This window comes from Hymenobacter sp. BT188 (genome assembly GCF_014333585.1).
Taxonomy (GTDB): Bacteria; Bacteroidota; Bacteroidia; order Cytophagales; family Hymenobacteraceae; genus Hymenobacter.
Genome location: NZ_JACSCW010000001.1, coordinates 643,987 through 661,755, shown reverse-complemented (window position 1 = coordinate 661,755; position 17,769 = coordinate 643,987). Strand labels below are relative to the sequence as shown.

The following is a 17,769-nucleotide window of genomic DNA, read 5'->3' as shown; positions in this document are numbered from 1 at the left end:
TTTCAAGATGACTTTTATCACTTTTTTCAGCAGAAATCAAAAACGCCCCGCTGGTCGCTAAACGGTCATTGGGGGGCTTTTTTCGAACGGCACGGCATTCACAAGGCTCTTTCCTTGCTCGAAGTCGGTGATATTTTGCAGGGTGATATGAGCAATACCGTTGAGGGCGTTGGTGGTAAAAAAGGCCTGATGGCCGGTAATGAGCACATTGTTGAAGGAGAGCAGGCGCATAAACACGTCGTCCTGAATAACCTTGCCCGATAGGTCTTCAAAGAATAGGTCGCCTTCCTCTTCGTACACATCCAGCCCTAGGTATTTAATCTTCTCCGATTTAAGCCCCTTTATAACAGCCCGGGCATCAATAATTGCCCCCCGGCTGGTATTAATCAGCATTACCCCGCTTTTCATCTTCGCAATCGACTCCTCGTTGATCAGATGATAGGTTTGGGGCGTGAGCGGGCAATGCAGCGAAATAATGTCGGACTGCGCATACAGGGTATCGAGGTCGGTCAGCTCCACTCCTATCTGCTGACACTCAGCGGTTGGCCTGATATCGTAGCCCAGCACCCGACACCCAAACCCCTTCAGAATACGAGCCGTGACCATGCCAATAGTACCCAGCCCGATAAGGCCCACGGTGCTGCCGTGCAAGTCGAAGCCCATCAGGCCGGTCAGGGCGAAGTTGCCTTCCCGCACACGGTTGTAGGCGCGGTGCGTGTGGCGGTTGAGCGTCAGAATGAGCGCCAGCGTGTGCTCGGCCACGGCGTAGGGCGAGTAGGCCGGCACCCGTACTACAGGCAGACTCAGGGCTGCCGCCGCGTTGAGGTCCACGTTGTTGAAGCCCGCGCACCGCAGGGCCACCAGCCGCACGCCATTGTCGGCTAACTGGTGCAGCACGGGCTCATTCACCACATCGTTCACAAATACGCACACCACCTCAGCGCCCTGGGCCAGCACGGCCGTTTGGGCGTTCAACGGCACTTCCAGAAACCGGAGCCGGTGCCCAAACTCCTCGTTGGCTTTGTTGAAAAACTGCTGATCGTAAGGCTTAGAGCTAAAAAACGTGATGTTCATACGAGATGGATAAGAAGTAAGAGTGGGAAGCCTGAGCGGATTCAATGAGCCAAAGGCTTCTCGCCAAACACAGCCAGGACTAGCGTTCAGCTTGCACCCGAACGGGGGCTGGCAGCGTATCGCTTTTGCTAAATATACAACCTAAAAGCCCCCCAGCAGCGAAAATCCCGGCTGAATATGCCTGCGCGACGGCACTGCCGATTCCTGGAAGCTGACGCTCTGTCCGATACTCACTCTTCCTTCTGGGGGGCTTTTTCTGACCACAAATAGGAGCTTTATCTCACTCCTTTCGTCAGGACTATAATTGGCGTAATAGCTTGCCTTAGTCTGCTGGCTGCCCATATCCGAGGTTGATACCTTGCTGCTCAATGGCCTTTCAAAGATTGAAGAAGATAAATACCATGTAAAACTATGTACATACATTTAATGTATATACATTTGTACTGATCTAGCATTTCAGTAACGCAGGCAATGCATACGAGTCCATTATTCGCTTGCGGCTACTGGTGTTGAGAAAGCATTTGCACCCGGATCGAACCCGTTTCTGATCCCCGCCATTTTACAAATCGAACATTGATTATGAGAACTGCCCCCACTACGTACCCCATCAGCGACCTGATTCGGCAACGCTGGAGCCCGCGCTCTTTTACGAGCCAACAAGTAAGTCCTGAAGACCTCAACCGTGTATTTGAAGCGGCTTCGTGGGCTTTTAGCGCCATGAATGAGCAGCCCTGGCGCTATATCTACGCCGATCAGTCGGACCCGGAAGCGTTTAACCGCTTGCTGGAGTGCCTGGTGCCCGCCAACCAAGCCTGGGCCAAGCATGCTCCCGTACTCATTCTTTCGCTGGTAAAAACGCACTACGAAAATGGCCACCTAAACCGCACCGCGCAGCACGATGTAGGAGCCGCTAATGCCACCCTGACGCTCGAAGCTACCGCCCTCGGCCTGTCGGTGCATGCGATGGGGGGCTTTGACATGGACCGCACCCGCGAGCACTTTGAGCTATCGGAAAATCTGGAACCAGTGACTTTCCTGGCCTTGGGCTATGCCGGCCCGGCCGAACAGTTGGACGAACCGTTGCGCAGCCGCGAAGTTGCTCCACGCCAGCGCAAACCTCTGGACGAGTTCGTATTTGCCCACCAGTTGCCTGTAACAGTATGAAAACCAGCATCACGCGGGCCGACGAGCGTGGCCTCAAAGACATTGGCTGGCTAAAGAGCAACTTCACTTTTAGCTTTAGCAGCTACGCCAATCCTCAGCGCAACGGCTTCGGTCTGTTGCGCGTATTCAACGACGACTTCGTGCAGCCCGGCAACGGCTTCGGCATTCACCCGCACTCCAACATGGAAATTATTTCCGTGATGCTGGCCGGCAGCATGAACCATAAGGACACCCTGGGCTACACCGAAGTAGTGCACCAAGACTGGGTGCAAATTATGAGTGCCGGCACGGGCATGCGCCACGAAGAGCACAACGTAGGCGACGACGAGGTAAACTTCCTGCAGATCTGGATTGAGCCGAAACTACAGAATATTGCCCCCCGCTATCAGCGCCGTCAGTTCCCGGAAGCGAAGCGTAAAAACCAGCTGACTACCATCGTCAGCAACGAGGAAGGGCAGGCGCATTGCTGGATAAACCAGAACGCAAAACTCTCCTTAGGCTACTACGAGGCACCCCAAACCGTAGAATACAGTTTGAATCCGTTGAATAAAGCCTTGTTCCTATTTGTCATCAGCGGCAGCATCACGCTAGACGGGCAGACCCTTCAGGCTCGGGACAGTATGGGAATCTGGGAAACCGACCACGTTAGCTTGGAGTGCGCGGCGGATACGCGGTTTTTACTGATTGAAGCGCCTATCAATCATTAACCTACGATTGGTAGCTTATTGTAGACAAAAAGCCGGCGGTTTGCTACCGCCGGCTTTTCGCATTTGAGTTGACTGCATGCAAAGGATTCAGGCTCTGGTAGATTAGAGAATGGATGCCTTACCTTGTCATATTGGAGACGGCTGTTTTTCTCGGCAAGTTTATATAATGGCGATTATTAGACTCTCTAAATAGTGCCCTAATCAGTTCCTAGACTTACTTCCTAGCAGTTAATGGATAACCTTTGTTACAATACTGCTCCTGCAACTCTTGCGCTCCAAGTAAGGGAGCTTAAGACAAGCCTTTCATTATTGCCAGGGCTTTCGCTACATGCCAGCACCCCTCTTGCCGGTCTCCCTGCTGGAGTAACAACCGGCCTAAATGATAATAAGCCGCATAATCTGTAGGAGCTAATTCGATGGTTTGGCGAAAGTCAGCGATAGCCCGGATGTTGCTGTGAAACTGTGCGTGGAAAAATCCTCGGTTAAAGTAAGCTTCCACATACATGGAGTCTAACTCAATGGCCCGGGTCAGCGCCGCGAAGCACGCAGTGGAATCACCCGCTTGCCCCTGTAGCGCACCCCGGGCTACATACGCATAGGTATAACGAGGATTAATCTGCAAGGCCGTATCCACATAGCGAAGGGCAGATGCCAGGTCATTGAGTTTACCGACAATGAGACTTAATACATTATAGGAAGCGTAGTCTTGTGGATTGGCCTGAACCGCTAGCTGATATTCTGGCAACGCGGAGTCATAATTTTCTTGCAACATATATTCTCCCCCTTGTACAGCGTGGTCCTCCGGTGTACATGCCCCTGCAGCCAGGCAAACCATAAAAAACAAAGTGGTTCGCCCGTAGGATAACAATGTAGTCACGAGTAGTTTGGGTAACATATCCAAGATCTTTGTAAAATTTTCCTAATGACTCTGGTTGCCGCTTGATCGTTTCGAGCACTGCTCTTTTTCAATGAAGTTCGCGGGCTCAACGCTCTAGTTCTGTCATAACACCCTGCCGTATCTTTGCCGCATGAAGCCGCCATTATTCCATCCGGGCCAGCAGATTATCTGCACGAACGATGACTTCACCCTACTACTGGTACAAAACCCCAATATTCAGACCCCCAAGCGTGGGCCTATCTATACCGTGCGCGGCGTTTATGATACGCATCGCGGCTACGGTATTACGTTGGTCGAGATTAACAATGCTGATGTAGCGCCGGGCTTTCCAGAGGCCAACTTCCATGAGTCCCGCTTCGCGCCAGTACCACCGCTGGAAGAGATTGAACTTGCGGAGGTAATGGAAGAATACCAGACTGCGTAACTTCTATTGTTCGCTTCCTAGCCGGGCAACCACTCCTGTCCTCAAGGCTGTGAGCCCATTGTACTTTGCCCCCCAGGCTGCTGGCAGCTTATACCCAGCACATAATAGTAAGGCAGGAGCTCAGAAACAGGCACATAGCTACAGCTATATCCCTTTTAGCCTCTACAATGAGCTCTCCGGTACTCGGATCGTATTGGTTTTTCATATACCAAGGTAGTTATATTATCTGGGGAGCGCGGGAGCAAACACATTGCCAAATATTCCATAGAAAAGATATACTTCCGGTCTGGCAATTAGATGTGGCGATGTTCCTGCTTTGCATGGCAACTGCTATAGTGCAACGTATTCGTGAGCACCTTCTACGCTCGCTCTTACCATCACCAATTATCCTTGTATCATTCATCCTGGGTATAGAAATCAGGATGCTTTAGACGCTGAGCGTTACGTTTTGTAAGAAGCCCGAACAATGTAGAGACGCATACTTGCGTCTCTACATTGTTCGGATTTTCCGCACGATTGTCGTTCAACGACGAGACGCAAATATGCGTCTTTACACCGTTCTAGAGCTAATAAAAACAGCTTTTAGAAGTCAGAGAGGAGCGATGAAATCAGAATGTAAAAACCGCTATATTCGGGTAAGAGGGCTCTAAAGCATTCTACAATTTCTCATCAACGCTGCCGACTCATGCTCTAGATACAGCCCCCCGGCTTCAGTACCCGCGCCAGCCCACGCCACTTACATTGTTTCCTCTCCGCGAATAACATATCCACTTCACTTAATCATCTTAAAGCTATGGATACGCAGCTGGAACAGATCCGAGAGCAACAGAAGGCAACGTAGAACAAGTTTTCGCCGGGCTGGCGAAAGTGGGACGACTTTACGATGGACTGGTTAAAGCCCATGGGCGATGAGATAATCCGAGCCCTGCAGATAAAGCCTACCGACACGGTGCTAGATATTGCGGCCGGCACCGGTGAGCCCGGACTTACCATTGCCGCCCTGGCTAGCCGCGGAAAAGTGGTGATCACCGATCTGGCGGAAGGCATGCTGGACGTAGCCCGCGACAAGGCCCGCCAAAAAGGAGTCACCAACTATGAAACAGTGGTGTGCGATGTCAGCGAGCTGCCGTTCGACGACGCCACTTTCGATGCCGTGAGTTGCCGCTTCGGATTTATATTTTTCCCGGATATGCTTCTGGCTGCCAAAGAAATGGCGCGGGTACTGAAGCCGGGGGGCAAAATTGCGGCTGCCGTATGGGGCGTACCCGACAAAAATGTGTGGGTTACCGCCATCATGGGCACCATCCAGAAAAACATAAGCTTGCCCGCTCCTGCCGCCGGCGCGCTTGGTATGTTTCGTTGCGGCAGCCCCGGCTTTCTGGCTGACATATTCAAACAGGCTGGTTTTAAGCACGTTTCGGAAAAGGAGATAACCGTCAAGCTCACCTGCGGTGACAACGAGCGCTACTGGAATTTCATGAACGAGGTCGCGGCTCCGGTGGTAGCGGCTGTGAGCAAAGCGGATACGGCAACCACAGAAAAAATTAAACAGCAGGTATACGAGCTAGTAGATCAGAAATATCTTTATAAAAAGGCTGCTCTAGACTATGGAGCTGTAGTAGTTTCGGGCGAAAAATAGGAAATTGTACTTTGCCGAAGGTGCCTTACCTTCGCTTTCTCCTTATACTTCTGCTTACATAATGCCGGCTTTTCATGTCTGAAGTTCCTTCTTGGCTACTCCCCGAGGACGAAGCCACCCGGCTAAGCAGCCTGCGCTCCTACGACCTGCTGCCGGCACTGCGCGAAACTGTTTTTGACGAGTTGGTGGCGCTTACCGCCCGCATTTTCAGTTTGCCCATTTCGCTGATTGCCCTTGTAGACGAGGAGCAGGTGTTCTATAAAGCCAATCATGGGATGCCGGGCAACGAAAAGCAGCCCCGGGAGGAGGCACTGTGCTCTACTGCCATTCTCCACGATAAAGCCGTTGTGTATCAGGATGTGGAAGAGGAACAGAACCCGTTGATTACGAAGCAGGCCGCTGAGGCTGCCCGCAACAACCAAATACAGTTTTATGCGGCGGCTCCGTTGCGCATGCTCAACCACCAACCAATTGGCGCTCTGTGCATTATCGACCGTCAGCCCAGGGTATTCAGTGAGGATGAGCAGCGCATGCTGGAGAAGCTAGCGGCCGTGGTCAGCCACACGGTAGCGGTCAGGCAGGTGTGCCGCACCCAGCCGGATGGCGAAACGCGCTGGAAAATGGTGCGCCTACAGTTGCAGGAAGAGGTGCAGGCGCTACGGGCCTTGGTGCGGTATCTGCTCACGCGCTATGGCACCACCGTGCCCGTACCATCGGCTCTGCTGGCGCAGTTTGAGCGCCGCCTGCCCGACCTGCACGAGTTGCTCGATCAGTATCAGAACCAGGAATAGCAACGCCGTAGAATTACTGGGCCGCACTTTCGATCTAGCAAGTTTACATCCGAATTTGCCCCCCAGGACGCTTTTTAGGCTCTCTAGTTCAAGCCTACTTTGCCCTTCATCGTCTCAAAAAGCTTGACGGAATCGAAGCCCACGCCTTTCTTAAAGACGATTTCCATGCGACGCACCTGCTTGATATCCTGCTCGGGGTCGCCGTTAATCAAGACCAAATCGGCTTGTTTGCCGGCCTCAATGGTGCCAATTTCTTTCTCGCGCCCCAGGTAAATAGCGCCGTTGAGCGTACTTATTTTAATAGCCTGAACCGGTGTAAAGCCGCCCTCCACGAGCAACTCTAATTGGCGGCGGTTGGAATACCCAGCAATGGTGCGGCCGGCGCCCGTTGGGTCGGTGCCGGATACTAAAAGCCCCCCAGCGTCGTAGAACTGCTTTTCCCAGACCATTTCCTTCTTGAATAGTCGCAAGCTGGCCGTGTCCTTATTCTGGTTTTGCTGCCAGGTGGCTTGCTCGCGCTCCTGTAGCTGAGGAATTAGAGCTTCCATACCGCCGCCCAGCACTACTTCGCGGCCCGTATAAGGCTCAAACACAGGCAAGGTAGACGTAAGTGCGACCCGCTTGCTGACCAGGAAGCTAATCAGCTCTTTCATGGCGGGGCTATTGACCGGCAGCTTCAGCAACGCCTGACGCGCGGCGGGATAATCGGCCACATCGGGAGCTTTGTTGGGCATAAAGTCGGAGCTGGCCATGAAGCCGTGCTCGAGGTTATCAATGCCAATCTCGGCAGCCTCGCGGTACGTGATTGAGGCTAAATGGCCCGTAATCTTGAGGTTGCGCTGGTGCGCTTGCTGGACCACGGCCTTCAGGTCGGCGCGGGTAGCGTGCATGTACATCTTGAAGGAAGTACAGCCTTTGTCGGCCCAGAACTTCGTGGTTGCCGCGGCATCCTCGGGGCCATTGATGGTGTTCAAGGCGGGAATATCTAGACTCGGCTCCTCCATGTACGGCGCGGTCACGTCCATATCGGGCCCGATAAGCTTGCCTTCTCCAATCATGCGCTTGATAGCCAGATCGGTTTGGGGCTCAATGCTGCCGGCCGTGCGGATAGTGGTAGCGCCGCCGGCCAGATACAGGCGCGGAAATGAATACGGCATCTGGGCAATGTTAAAAAAGCCCCCCATCGGCATGGTGTAATATAGGTGCTCGTGCAGCATGACTAAGCCAGGAATCAGCGTCTTGCCCGCGCAGTTAATCACCTTCGCATCGGCGGGCACTTTAACTTTCTTCACTGGGCCCACCTGCACAATGCGGCCCTGATTTAGCAACACCGTTTGGTGCAGCAGCGCCGGCCGGCCAGTTCCGTCAATGACTTTCGCATCGACTAAGGCGACGGACGGTTCCTGCACTTTGATGAACTCCTGTACTTGTGGAGTGAACTGCTGCGCCACACTCAGCACACTAGTGCCGAGAAGGATTATAGTGCTCAGCACCAGGCACCAACGGGTAGAGAAAGCCATAGAAGATGGAAATGGTAGTGAAAGGCAGTAGTTATACGATACAACTACTACTTAGGAAGCGGTATGATGATTCGGCTAGACTAAAGTAGCGCTTTAAATGTCTGACCAGTTACCTACTGTGGCAGATACAGGTGAAACGTAGTGCCCTTCCCTACCTCACTTTCCACCTCAATTTGCCCCCCAGCCTGTGCTACCAAACGATTGACCAGATACAGCCCAATGCCCACGCCTTCTACCTCCGGGTGAAAGCGCCGGAAAAGCTGAAAAAGCTGGCTCCTATGGCGTTCGATGTTAATTCCCCGACCATTATCCTGCACGCTCAGCACGGGCACATCATTTTCGAGCCTTGTGCTTACCCTAATCCGGGGTGGTCGACTCGGGTCGGCGTATTTGAGCGCGTTGCTAAGGAGGTTATAAAGAATACTTTGCAGGGCGGTACGCGCGATGCGCAAGGTAGGCACCGCGGCAAAATCCAGCTTAAACACGTCCTTTACCTCCCGCGGCTGCAGACTGCGAATAATTTCCTCAGTGAAGGGTAGCAAGTCCACAGCTTCGGTGGCCGCCTGTTCCAGCTCACGCGGCCGTTGCACTACCTCGGTCAGCCCTTCAATCGTTTGCAGAATTTGCTGCAAAGCCTGATCAAACATGCCGATCATCTTGTCGGCCTCCGGATCGTGGAAGGTGGCAATGGATTTGAATTCATTCAGCAGCCCGGCCATATTATGAATAGGCTGCTTGAGGTCGTGGGAGGCAGTATACACAAAGCCATCCAAGTCGGCATTAATGCGGGTGAGCTGCTCATTTTGGTGCTGTAACAGTTCTCGTTGCTTTTCGGCCTCATCCTTTGCCCGCAGTAATTCCTGCTCATACTTGCGCCGGTCGGTGATATCGAACATGGTAACGCGAATGAGCAGCGGCTTGTCGTCGGTATCGCGGCGCAGCACCGCATTCATCAGCACAGGCAGCGTAGAGCCATCTTTGCGGCGCAGAGTATAACTTATCTCCCTCACCTGCCCCTGCAGTATCAGAAGGGGCGCACAGTGCATTTCGTAGTGCAGACGCCCACCAATGGTAAATAGCTGCTGCAGGCATAAACGGGCCACCAGTTCCTGGCGCGTATAGCCCAGCCAATCCAGCATTGTCTGGTTGATCTTTACCAACGTGCCGTCGGGCAGGCAAGAGCAGTAGCCACAGGGCGCATGCTCGTAAAGGTCATCCGGATTTTCTTCCGTCAGCCGCAGGTCTAGTTCGGGCAATGGTTTTTCGTCAGCCTCACTCATAGGCTGGATACGCTAGATATAGGTTCCAAGAATGCCTCAATGGCCTTAATGGTAGCTTCTGGAGCACTCAGATGCGGGCAATGACCGGAGGTATCCAGCATTACCAGCTGGCTATTGGGTATCTGCTGGTGCAAAAAGCCCCCCACCGCCACCGGGGCCAGCGCATCGTGCGCGCACTGCAAAATCAGCGTTGGAGTACGCACCAGAGGCAAATCAGCCCGATTATCAGATAAGAAGGTGACCCGGGCGAAGTGCCGGGCAATGGTCGGGTCGGTGTTGCAAAAGCTATTGTTTAGCTCTTCCGTCAGCGCAGGCCGGTCGGCATGGCCCATAATCATGGGCGTGACGGCTGCCGACCAACCCAGATAGTTATTGTCCATAGTTTCCAGCAGCTCCTCAATGTCAGCTGCCTCAAAGCCACCATTATAGCCCTCATCGTTGAGGTAGCGCGGCGAGGGCGCCACCAATATCAGCCGAGAAAACCGGGTCGGGTCTTTGATGACCGCCAGCACCCCAATCATGGCACTTACGGAGTGGCCCACAAAAACGGCATCCGACAGATTCAGAGTCCGCAATACTTCCAATATATCCTCCGCGTGAGCCGCTAAGCTACTGTAGCGAGCGGGGTCGTAAGCTGTAAGGTCTGACTGTCCGGCTCCTACCAAATCAAGCAGCACCACCCGGTAGCGCGCCTCGAAGGCTGGCGCTACCAACCGCCACATGCGCTGGTTGCAGCCAAAGCCGTGCACAAAAACCATGGTCTGTGAACCAGCCCCACTTACACTAACATTATTGCGCTTCAAGACGTCCATAGCTGCGAATCTATCTGGTTATACGAGCCCAGCACCATCTTGATGCCTCAACCCTAAGCCATAAAGGTAGACGACGCAGTTAGCAACCCCGTGTAAAGGCTACTACAATTCATTTATGGCAGCAAAGCACAGCTACTTCAGAATCTATCAGCAACAAAAATTGTTGGCTTCTTGCGCAAGGTGGGCAGCCACAGTCTTTCAGATGGAGCTTACCTGAAACTCTCCTTGCAATTGAGTCTGCTCCCGCTGCACGGCTTGCTTTTGCCGGCTCATCATGAGCAAATAGGAAATGGCCGAAATAAAGAAGCCTACAAACCAGGCGTAGTCGTATACGGCCACCAACCAAGGCCACACAGCGCCCTTCGGCACAAGGCCAATGACGGTCAGAAAGCCCGGTATATTAGGCAAAATGCCCCCCACAAGCGCAATGAGCGCCTTGGTATTGAAGCCGTTCTGATAGGCGTAGCGACCCGTGTATTGGTACAGGTCGGGCAGGTGCAGCTGTTGTTTGCGAATAAAATAATAATCGGCAATCATGATCCCTCCAATTGGGCCGAGCAGCGCCGAATAGCCCACCAGCCAAGTAAAAATATAGCCCGACGGGTCCGCAATCAGCTTCCAGGGAAAGATCAAAATACCGATGACGCCGGTGATGTAGCCGCCCGTTTTGAAGCTGATATGGGCCGGGGAAAGGTTAGCAAAATCGTTGGCCGGACTCACAATATTGGCCGCGATGTTGGTGGCCAGCGTGGAAAGGGCCACGGCCACCATGGCCACGCTTACCAGCAGCTTGCTATCAAACCGTCCCGCCAGCACCACCGGATCCCAAATCGTTTGCCCGTAAATCAGGAAGGTGGCCGAGGTAACCACCACCCCGATAAAGGCAAAAAGCGTCATGGGCAAAGGCAGCCCCAAGGCCTGCCCGACCACCTGGGCGCGCTGGCTTTTCGCATACCGCGTAAAGTCCGGAATATTAAGGGATAAAGTAGCCCAAAAGCCCACCATGCCCGTCAGGGAGGGGAAGAAGAAAGCCCAGAACTCCGCCGAAGAGGTAAACTTGGCTGGCTGCGCCAATATGGGCCCGAGGCCATTCCCCGCCCTGATGGCCCAGAACAGCAGAGCCAGTGCGGCGAACGGCAGGAAGAATGCTTTGAACACCAGCAGCTTCTTGATGCTGTCAACGCCCAGATACACCACGTAGATATTGAGCAGCCAGAAGAGCAAAAACATCAGCGCCGGTCCGGTTTCCAAAGACCAGGAAGCCGGAAAAATAGCGGGCAACGTGGCGATGCCCGGCACCCACAACTTCATCATTTGATAGAGCGCGTACCCTCCTATCCAGGTTTGGATGCCAAACCAGCCGCAGGCAATAATGGCGCGCATCATGGCCGGAATATTTGCCCCCCGCACCCCAAAGCTCACCCGCGCAAACACTGGAAACGGAATACCATACGTGGCACCCGCTCGCCCGTTCAGAATCATGGGAGCCAGCACAATGCTGTTTCCCAGAAAGATGGTGAGGATGGCTTGCCACCAGTTCATACCACCTTCGATGAGGGAGCTAGCCAGCATGTAGGTCGGAATGCACAAGCTCATACTGATCCAGAGCGCGGCGTAATTCCAAGTATTCCAGGTACGCTCCTGCAAAGTTACGGGGGCCAAATCTTCACTGGTCAAACCGGAATCTGGGGGGCTTTTTGTTGGCTGCCGGGTCGTTTCCATTCGAATTTTGTTTAAGTAAATTTTTACATAAACGATTGATATATTGCCCTGTAATCGACTACACCTCCAGCACTAGTAAACCTATTCCTTCCTTAACAGATCGGTAATTGTGGGAGCTGGGTGCCCTAGCTGGCGCGCCTTGCCGGGCAGGGTTTTGTGCTTTTCTTTTCCCAGCGCAGCAGTCGGTTCGGGTACCCAATGGTGCAGGCCGCCGGCCCGCTCGTCGTTGAAGTCAGTGGGAATGGTGCCGGCCAGCGTGCGTTCCTTCCACGTCAGGTGCTCGGTGCCATCATCCGTCCGATCCATGGTAATGCAGTTCTCGACCGGGCAAACCAAGGAGCACAGATTGCAGCCCACGCAGTTTTCCTCAATGATTTCGGGTACACGCGTGCCTTCCCGCAGGGCAATGGCCTGGTGGGCGCCGTCTTCGCAGGCCGTGTAGCAGAGTTGGCAGCCGATACACTTGTCTTCGTGAATGTTGGCCGTCACCTTGTACTTCAGGTTCAGGTCTTCCCAGTGCTTTACATTGGGCAAAGCCTTGCCCACCATGTCATAAATGGTGTGGAAGCCCTTGTCCGTCATGTACTGCTCCAACCCGGCCGTCATCTCGCGGATTATGCCGAAGCCGAAGTGCATGGCTGCCGTACAAATCTGCACCGAGCTGGCCCCCAGCAAGATGTGCTCTACGGCATCACGCCAGTTTTCAATCCCGCCGATACCGGAAATCGGTAGCTGCACGTGCGGATCCTGGGCGCAGTTTTTCACCATGTTTAAGGCAATGGGTTTCACGGCCGGGCCACAGTAGCCGCCATTTGTGCCTTTGCCATCTACAATCGGGTAAGGCGCGAATAAATCCAAGTCAACACCAACGATGCTTTGAATTGTATTGATCAGCGAAATGGCGTCGGCCCCGCCTTCGCGAGCGGCACGTGCGGGCTCCGTGATATCAGAAATATTGGGCGTGAGCTTCACTATGACTGGAATCTGAGCTACTTCCATCACCCATTCCACGATAGTGCGCAGTACGTCCGGCTCCTGTCCTACCGCCGAGCCCATGCCCCGCTCACACATGCCGTGGGGGCAGCCAAAGTTCAGCTCAATGCCGTCGGAGCCGGCATTGGTTACGTCGCGCACAATCTGGTGCCACTCCTCCCGACTCTGCACCATCAAGGAGGCAATGACGGCGTGGTGCGGAAAGTGCTTTTTCACTTCCTCAATTTCGCGGAGGTTGTCCACCAGCGGGCGGTCTGAAATCAGCTCAATGTTGTTGAAACCGATCAGGCGCTTGTCGCGATAGTTCACGCCCCCGTAACGGCTCGATACGTTCACGACCGGCACGCCCAGCGTTTTCCAAACGGCCCCGCCCCAACCTGCATCAAAGGCCTTCATCACCTGATAGCCCGAGTTGGTGGGCGGCGCCGAGGCCAGCCAGAAAGGATTTGGCGACTTAATTCCGGCGAAGTTAATGGAGAGGTCCGGCATGGAAGATTCAGGTAAAAGAACGCCATTAGCTGCGTCCGAGCGAGAGCTGAATTAGAATCCTAAAGTGCTAACAAGTAATACTGGGGGGCTTTTTTACCGGGCTGACAGATAGTGATGAATACCTCGCGCCGCTACTTTCGCTTCGGCGGCGGCGTTCACTACTTCCGCGCCACCATTGAGGGCATCGCCCGAGGCAAAATACTGAGGGTTAGTTGTTTGATACGTGTGCGTATCAGCTACAATCCGACCTTTACTATCGAGCTGCAAACCCAGAATCAAGCTCAGAAAAGTTGTTTGCTTAGCTTGGCCGGTGGCTTTAATGACCATGTCGCAGGGCTCCACGAACTCGCTGCCGGGCACGGCCTGCACCTGTCCGTCTACGGTGGCGGTGCGGATAAATTTTACGCCTTCAACCCGCCCATTACCCACAATCTCGACTGGCGCCACGTTGAACAACCCTTTCACGCCCACACTTTTAGCCAAGTCGTATTCGAAGTCGTAAGCGCCCATGTCCTCCTTGCTGCGCCGATACGCCAGAATCACATCCTCAGCGCCCAGCCGGGCCGATTCGGAGGCCGCATCCATGGCCGTGTTGCCCCCTCCTAACACAATCACCTTGCGGCCCACCAGTATCTGATGATGCTCACGCCGCAACTGCTCAATAAACTCTACCGCCCCCACGCAGTTTTCACGCTCCTCGCCGGGCAGCAGCAAGGCATTGGTTTTACCCAGGCCAATGCCCAAAAAGATGGCGTCGTAGGCTTCTTCCAGGGCCAGCAAATCGGGCCGGGAGCAGATGGGCGAGTTATACTGCACCCGGTAGCCAAACTGCGTTTGCAGGTACTCCATTTCGGCCAGCACTTCTTCGTTGGTGATTTTGTAGGGCGCCACCCCATGCACCGTGAGGCCCGAAGGCTGGGATTTAGCCTCAAAAATATCGACCTCGTAGCCCAGCGCCCGAAGCTCGCAGGCGCAGGAAATACCCGCCGGCCCCGCCCCGATGATGGCGACTTTGCGGCCATTAGCCTGCCCCGGTTCGAAGAGGTACTTATGGCTTTCAATTACCTGACGCGTCGCAAAGCTTTGCAGCCGCCCAATCTCTATGGGCTTTACCTCCTGCAAGTTGTACACACACGCTCCCTCGCACAGCACCTCCGTGGGGCACACCTTACCGCAGGCGTTACCGAAGTAGTTGGCCTCGTAAATAGTAAGCGCCGCCCCCGTCACGTTACCCGTATTAATCTGCCGGATAAACTGTGGAATGTCAATGCCGGTAGGGCACGCCTTGATGCAGGGCGCGTCGAAGCAAAACAGGCAGCGCGAGCTTTCGTAAAGCGCCTCCGTATTGTTCATTCGGGGCTTAAGCTGAGCGAAATTGGCGTGAAACTCCTGTTCGGAGGAGGGTGGCATGAACTCGGCCATGAGACTGGCAATAGGTTAGAAATGTGTCATTCTTGAACTTGTCATCTTTCATCAATTCCCTTCCCTGCAACCTGTCATCCTGACGAAGGAAGGACCTTATGCCAGTTGAGCGGCTTGTTAGTGCTCATGTGAGAAGGTCCTTCCTTCGTCAGGAAGACAGATAGGGAGAATATTATATGGGGATTGATAGAGCTATTGAGGTAGTAAAAACCTACAGTTCCACTAGCTTCTCGTAGGTCTCAGGGCGACGGTCGCGGAAGAACTGCCAGGTGGCGCGCACCTCCTCAATCATGTCGAGATCGAACTCGGCTACGAGGAGTTCGTCTTTATCTTCGGAAGCTTGGGCGAAAATTTGCCCCCTAGGATCGACGAAGTAAGATGAGCCGTAGAACTTGCCCAGATTCCACGGCTTTTCCTCCCCAACGCGGTTGATGCAGCCCATAAAGTAACCGTTGGCGGCGGCGTGCGCCGGCTGTTCCAGCTTCCACAGGTATTGCGAGAGGCCCGCCACGGTAGCGGAGGGGTTATACACGATTTCCGCCCCGTTCAAGCCCAGCACCCGAGCGCCATCGGGGAAGTGCCGGTCGTAGCAGATGTACACGCCAATCTTAGCGTATTTGGTCTGAAACACGGGGTAGCCCAGGTTGCCGGGTTTGAAGAAATACTTCTCCCAGAAGCCGGAGGTGTGCGGGATGTGGTTCTTGCGGTACTTGCCCAGGTAGGTACCATCGGCGTCAATGACGGCGGCCGTATTGTAGAGAAAGCCCGCCGCCTCCTTTTCGTACACCGGCACAATGATGACCATGTTGTACTTCTTGGCGTACTCGGCTATGCGCTCGGTCGTGGGGCCGGGCACGGCTTCCGCCGACGCGTACCAGGCGTTATCCTGACCGGGGCAGAAGTAGGGCGTGTTAAATATCTCCTGCAAACACAGGATCTGCACACCCTGCCTCCCCGCTTCGTCGATGAAAGGCAGATGCTTTTGCACCATGGCTTCCTTGATTTCGGCAATGGTACCTTCGCCCTCGGTCATGGGCAAACTCATCTGGATAAGACCGGATTTAATCATTCGTGGCATGAGCACAGGAGTTCAGAAAGTGAAGAAATGAGGAGAAGTTTAGAGCTAAAGACTAGTTCCCCTCCTCAGCGGAGGAGGGGCTAGGGGTGGTTGGCAATCGTTGCACAATTACTACAACAAGAATTAGCTCCTATTTATAGCTCTAAAAAACGTTCTCACGCTCCGGTTAACCACCCCTAACCCCTCCTCCGCTGAGGAGGGGAACTAGTCTTTAGCTTTTAGTCTCATCATAAGTTAGTTAGAAAAACGTTGGCCCACGCTTGATGAACTGGCCGTAGCCCTTAGCCACATGGGCCTGCTCATCCTGGATGGCCACTTGGCCGCGTAGTATTACGGTTTCGACCTTGCCGGTCAGCTCCCAGCCTTCGTAGGCTGAGTAGTCCACGTTCATGTGGTGCGTGGCGGCAGAGATGGTGTGCTTATGCTCCGGGTCAATGATGATTAAATCGGCGTCGGCGCCGATGCTGATGGTGCCTTTGCGGGGAAACATGCCGAAAATCTTGGCCGCGTTGGTAGCGGTCACGGCAACGAACCGCTGGAGGCTGATGCGCCCTTTGCTCACGCCTTCTGAGAACAGTAGTTCCATGCGGTGCTCAATGGCGGGATGGCCATTCGGGATTTTGGAAAAGTCATGCTTTCCCATTTGCTTCTGCTCCCATAGAAATGGGCAATGGTCGGTGCCCACTACTTGTACCAAGCCTTGATTAATGCCGGCCCACAACGTTTCCTGGTCCTTTTTCTGGCGCAAGGGCGGCGACATCACATATTTGGCCCCCTCGAAATCCAGCTCATATAGTGAGGCATCCAGCAGCAGATACTGAATGCAGGTTTCAACGAAAACCCGCTGATTGCGGCGCGTGGCTTCCCGCACTTGGTTCAGGGCACCTTCGCAGGTCAAATGCACGATATAAGCATTGACGCCCGTGTAATTGGCAATATCGGTGAAGCGGCCGGAGGCTTCTGCTTCGGTTACTTCCGGCTGGGAGAGGTAATGATACAGGGGGGACAGCTTGCCCTGGGCGCGGTGCTGGGCGATGAGCGTGTCAATCATATCGCCGTTGGTGGCGTGCACGGTTACTAGGGCGCCGTGCCTTTTCACTTCCTGCATAAGGCCTACCAGCTGCGCGTCGTCGATCATGAGCGCGCCTTTATAGGCCATGAACACCTTGAACGACGTGATGCCTTCGGCCACCATTTCCGCAATCTCGGCCTGGGTTTGCTCATTGAAATCCGTGACAGCCATGTGGAAGGAGTAGTCGCCGACGGCATTGCCGGTGGCCCGCCCCTGCCACTCCGTGAGAGCTTCGCGCAGGGAGTGACCCTGCTTTTGGAGCACAAAGTCGATGACGGTGGTGGTGCCGCCGTGCAGGGCCGCGCGGGTGCCCGTTTCGTGGGTGTCGCTGCTGAAGGTGCCCATAAAGGGCATATCCAAGTGCACATGCGGATCGATGCCGCCGGGCAACACCAATTTGCCCCCCGCGTCGATTACCTGATCCGCCGTATCCGGCAGATGGCGACCGATGGCGACGATGATTTCGTCCTGAATAAGCACATCACAAACGCTGTCGGAATCAGCCGTCACGACACGGCCGTTTTTAATGAGCATAGACGCCATTCAGGAAGGGAAAGAGTAAAGTATAGGGACTAAAAATTTATCATTTTTTCTTTACAAATTCAAATAGCTGGCGAAAGCTAAATTTTCCCCAACCCAAATATTACCCAAACCAAGCTCTAGCCCCCAGCTTAAGCAGAAGCT

At 54.0% G+C, this 17,769-nt stretch carries 15 protein-coding genes; 5 read left to right on the top strand and 10 right to left on the bottom strand.

All coding sequences use genetic code 11. The features are described from left to right. Window positions 1-57: 57 nt before the first annotated feature. Window positions 58-1,074, bottom strand: a complete 1,017-nt coding sequence (locus H8B13_RS02560; RefSeq protein ID WP_187309251.1) for a 2-hydroxyacid dehydrogenase — start codon at window positions 1,072-1,074, stop codon at window positions 58-60. Window positions 1,075-1,653: 579 nt separating this feature from the next. Between H8B13_RS02560 and H8B13_RS02555 the strand changes: the two genes are divergently transcribed. Together H8B13_RS02555 and H8B13_RS02550 are read left to right on the top strand one after the other, a co-directional pair. Then, entirely contained in the window at window positions 1,654-2,238 is a 585-nt protein-coding gene (locus H8B13_RS02555; RefSeq protein WP_222841315.1) for a nitroreductase family protein, read from the top strand. After that, a complete protein-coding gene (locus H8B13_RS02550; protein ID WP_187309250.1) occupies window positions 2,235-2,945 on the top strand; it encodes a pirin family protein in 711 nt (236 codons plus the stop codon). The genes H8B13_RS02555 and H8B13_RS02550 overlap by 4 nt, the downstream gene beginning before the upstream one ends. A gap of 289 nt (window positions 2,946-3,234) precedes the next feature. Here H8B13_RS02550 and H8B13_RS02545 read toward each other — a convergent pair whose 3' ends face one another. Then, window positions 3,235-3,840 (bottom strand): tetratricopeptide repeat protein, encoded by a 606-nt coding sequence (locus H8B13_RS02545; protein WP_187309249.1) that lies wholly within the window; start codon window positions 3,838-3,840, stop codon window positions 3,235-3,237. Between the two features lie 133 nt (window positions 3,841-3,973). Between H8B13_RS02545 and H8B13_RS02540 the strand changes: the two genes are divergently transcribed. The 3 genes from H8B13_RS02540 to H8B13_RS02530 all read left to right on the top strand — a co-directional run bounded on the left by H8B13_RS02540 (window position 3,974) and on the right by H8B13_RS02530 (window position 6,697). Continuing rightward, window positions 3,974-4,267 carry a hypothetical protein gene (locus H8B13_RS02540; protein WP_187309248.1) on the top strand — a complete coding sequence of 98 codons (294 nt, stop codon included), beginning with the start codon at window positions 3,974-3,976 and terminating at the stop codon, window positions 4,265-4,267. A gap of 883 nt (window positions 4,268-5,150) precedes the next feature. After that, window positions 5,151-5,906 carry a class I SAM-dependent methyltransferase gene (locus H8B13_RS02535; RefSeq protein WP_261990198.1) on the top strand — a complete coding sequence of 252 codons (756 nt, stop codon included), beginning with the start codon at window positions 5,151-5,153 and terminating at the stop codon, window positions 5,904-5,906. A gap of 74 nt (window positions 5,907-5,980) precedes the next feature. After that, window positions 5,981-6,697: a GAF domain-containing protein gene (locus H8B13_RS02530; protein ID WP_187309247.1), complete on the top strand. Its 717-nt coding sequence runs from the start codon at window positions 5,981-5,983 to the stop codon at window positions 6,695-6,697. A gap of 83 nt (window positions 6,698-6,780) precedes the next feature. Here the strand turns inward: H8B13_RS02530 and H8B13_RS02525 are convergent, their stop codons facing one another. From H8B13_RS02525 to hydA, 8 genes are all read right to left on the bottom strand, one after another. Next, a complete protein-coding gene (locus H8B13_RS02525) occupies window positions 6,781-8,217 on the bottom strand; it encodes an amidohydrolase family protein (RefSeq protein ID WP_187309246.1) in 1,437 nt (478 codons plus the stop codon). 113 nt (window positions 8,218-8,330) lie between these two features. Beyond that, the gene (locus H8B13_RS02520) at window positions 8,331-9,497 is read right to left on the bottom strand and encodes a PAS domain-containing sensor histidine kinase (RefSeq protein WP_187309245.1); all 1,167 of its coding nucleotides are present in this window, start codon (window positions 9,495-9,497) and stop codon (window positions 8,331-8,333) included. Then, a complete protein-coding gene (locus tag H8B13_RS02515; protein WP_187309244.1) occupies window positions 9,494-10,309 on the bottom strand; it encodes an alpha/beta fold hydrolase in 816 nt (271 codons plus the stop codon). Before H8B13_RS02515 ends, H8B13_RS02520 begins: the two co-directional genes overlap by 4 nt. A gap of 198 nt (window positions 10,310-10,507) precedes the next feature. Beyond that, window positions 10,508-12,031 carry an NCS1 family nucleobase:cation symporter-1 gene (locus H8B13_RS02510; protein WP_187309243.1) on the bottom strand — a complete coding sequence of 508 codons (1,524 nt, stop codon included), beginning with the start codon at window positions 12,029-12,031 and terminating at the stop codon, window positions 10,508-10,510. Between the two features lie 81 nt (window positions 12,032-12,112). After that, a complete protein-coding gene (gene preA, locus H8B13_RS02505) occupies window positions 12,113-13,513 on the bottom strand; it encodes an NAD-dependent dihydropyrimidine dehydrogenase subunit PreA (protein ID WP_187309242.1) in 1,401 nt (466 codons plus the stop codon). Between the two features lie 93 nt (window positions 13,514-13,606). Further along, window positions 13,607-14,935, bottom strand: coding sequence for an FAD-dependent oxidoreductase (locus H8B13_RS02500; RefSeq protein ID WP_187309241.1), 1,329 nt, complete (start codon window positions 14,933-14,935; stop codon window positions 13,607-13,609). A 211-nt stretch (window positions 14,936-15,146) separates the two neighbouring features. Continuing rightward, a complete protein-coding gene (locus tag H8B13_RS02495; RefSeq protein ID WP_261990197.1) occupies window positions 15,147-16,004 on the bottom strand; it encodes a nitrilase-related carbon-nitrogen hydrolase in 858 nt (285 codons plus the stop codon). A 247-nt stretch (window positions 16,005-16,251) separates the two neighbouring features. Further along, entirely contained in the window at window positions 16,252-17,628 is a 1,377-nt protein-coding gene (hydA, locus tag H8B13_RS02490) for a dihydropyrimidinase (RefSeq protein ID WP_187309239.1), read from the bottom strand. Window positions 17,629-17,769 lie beyond the last annotated feature (141 nt).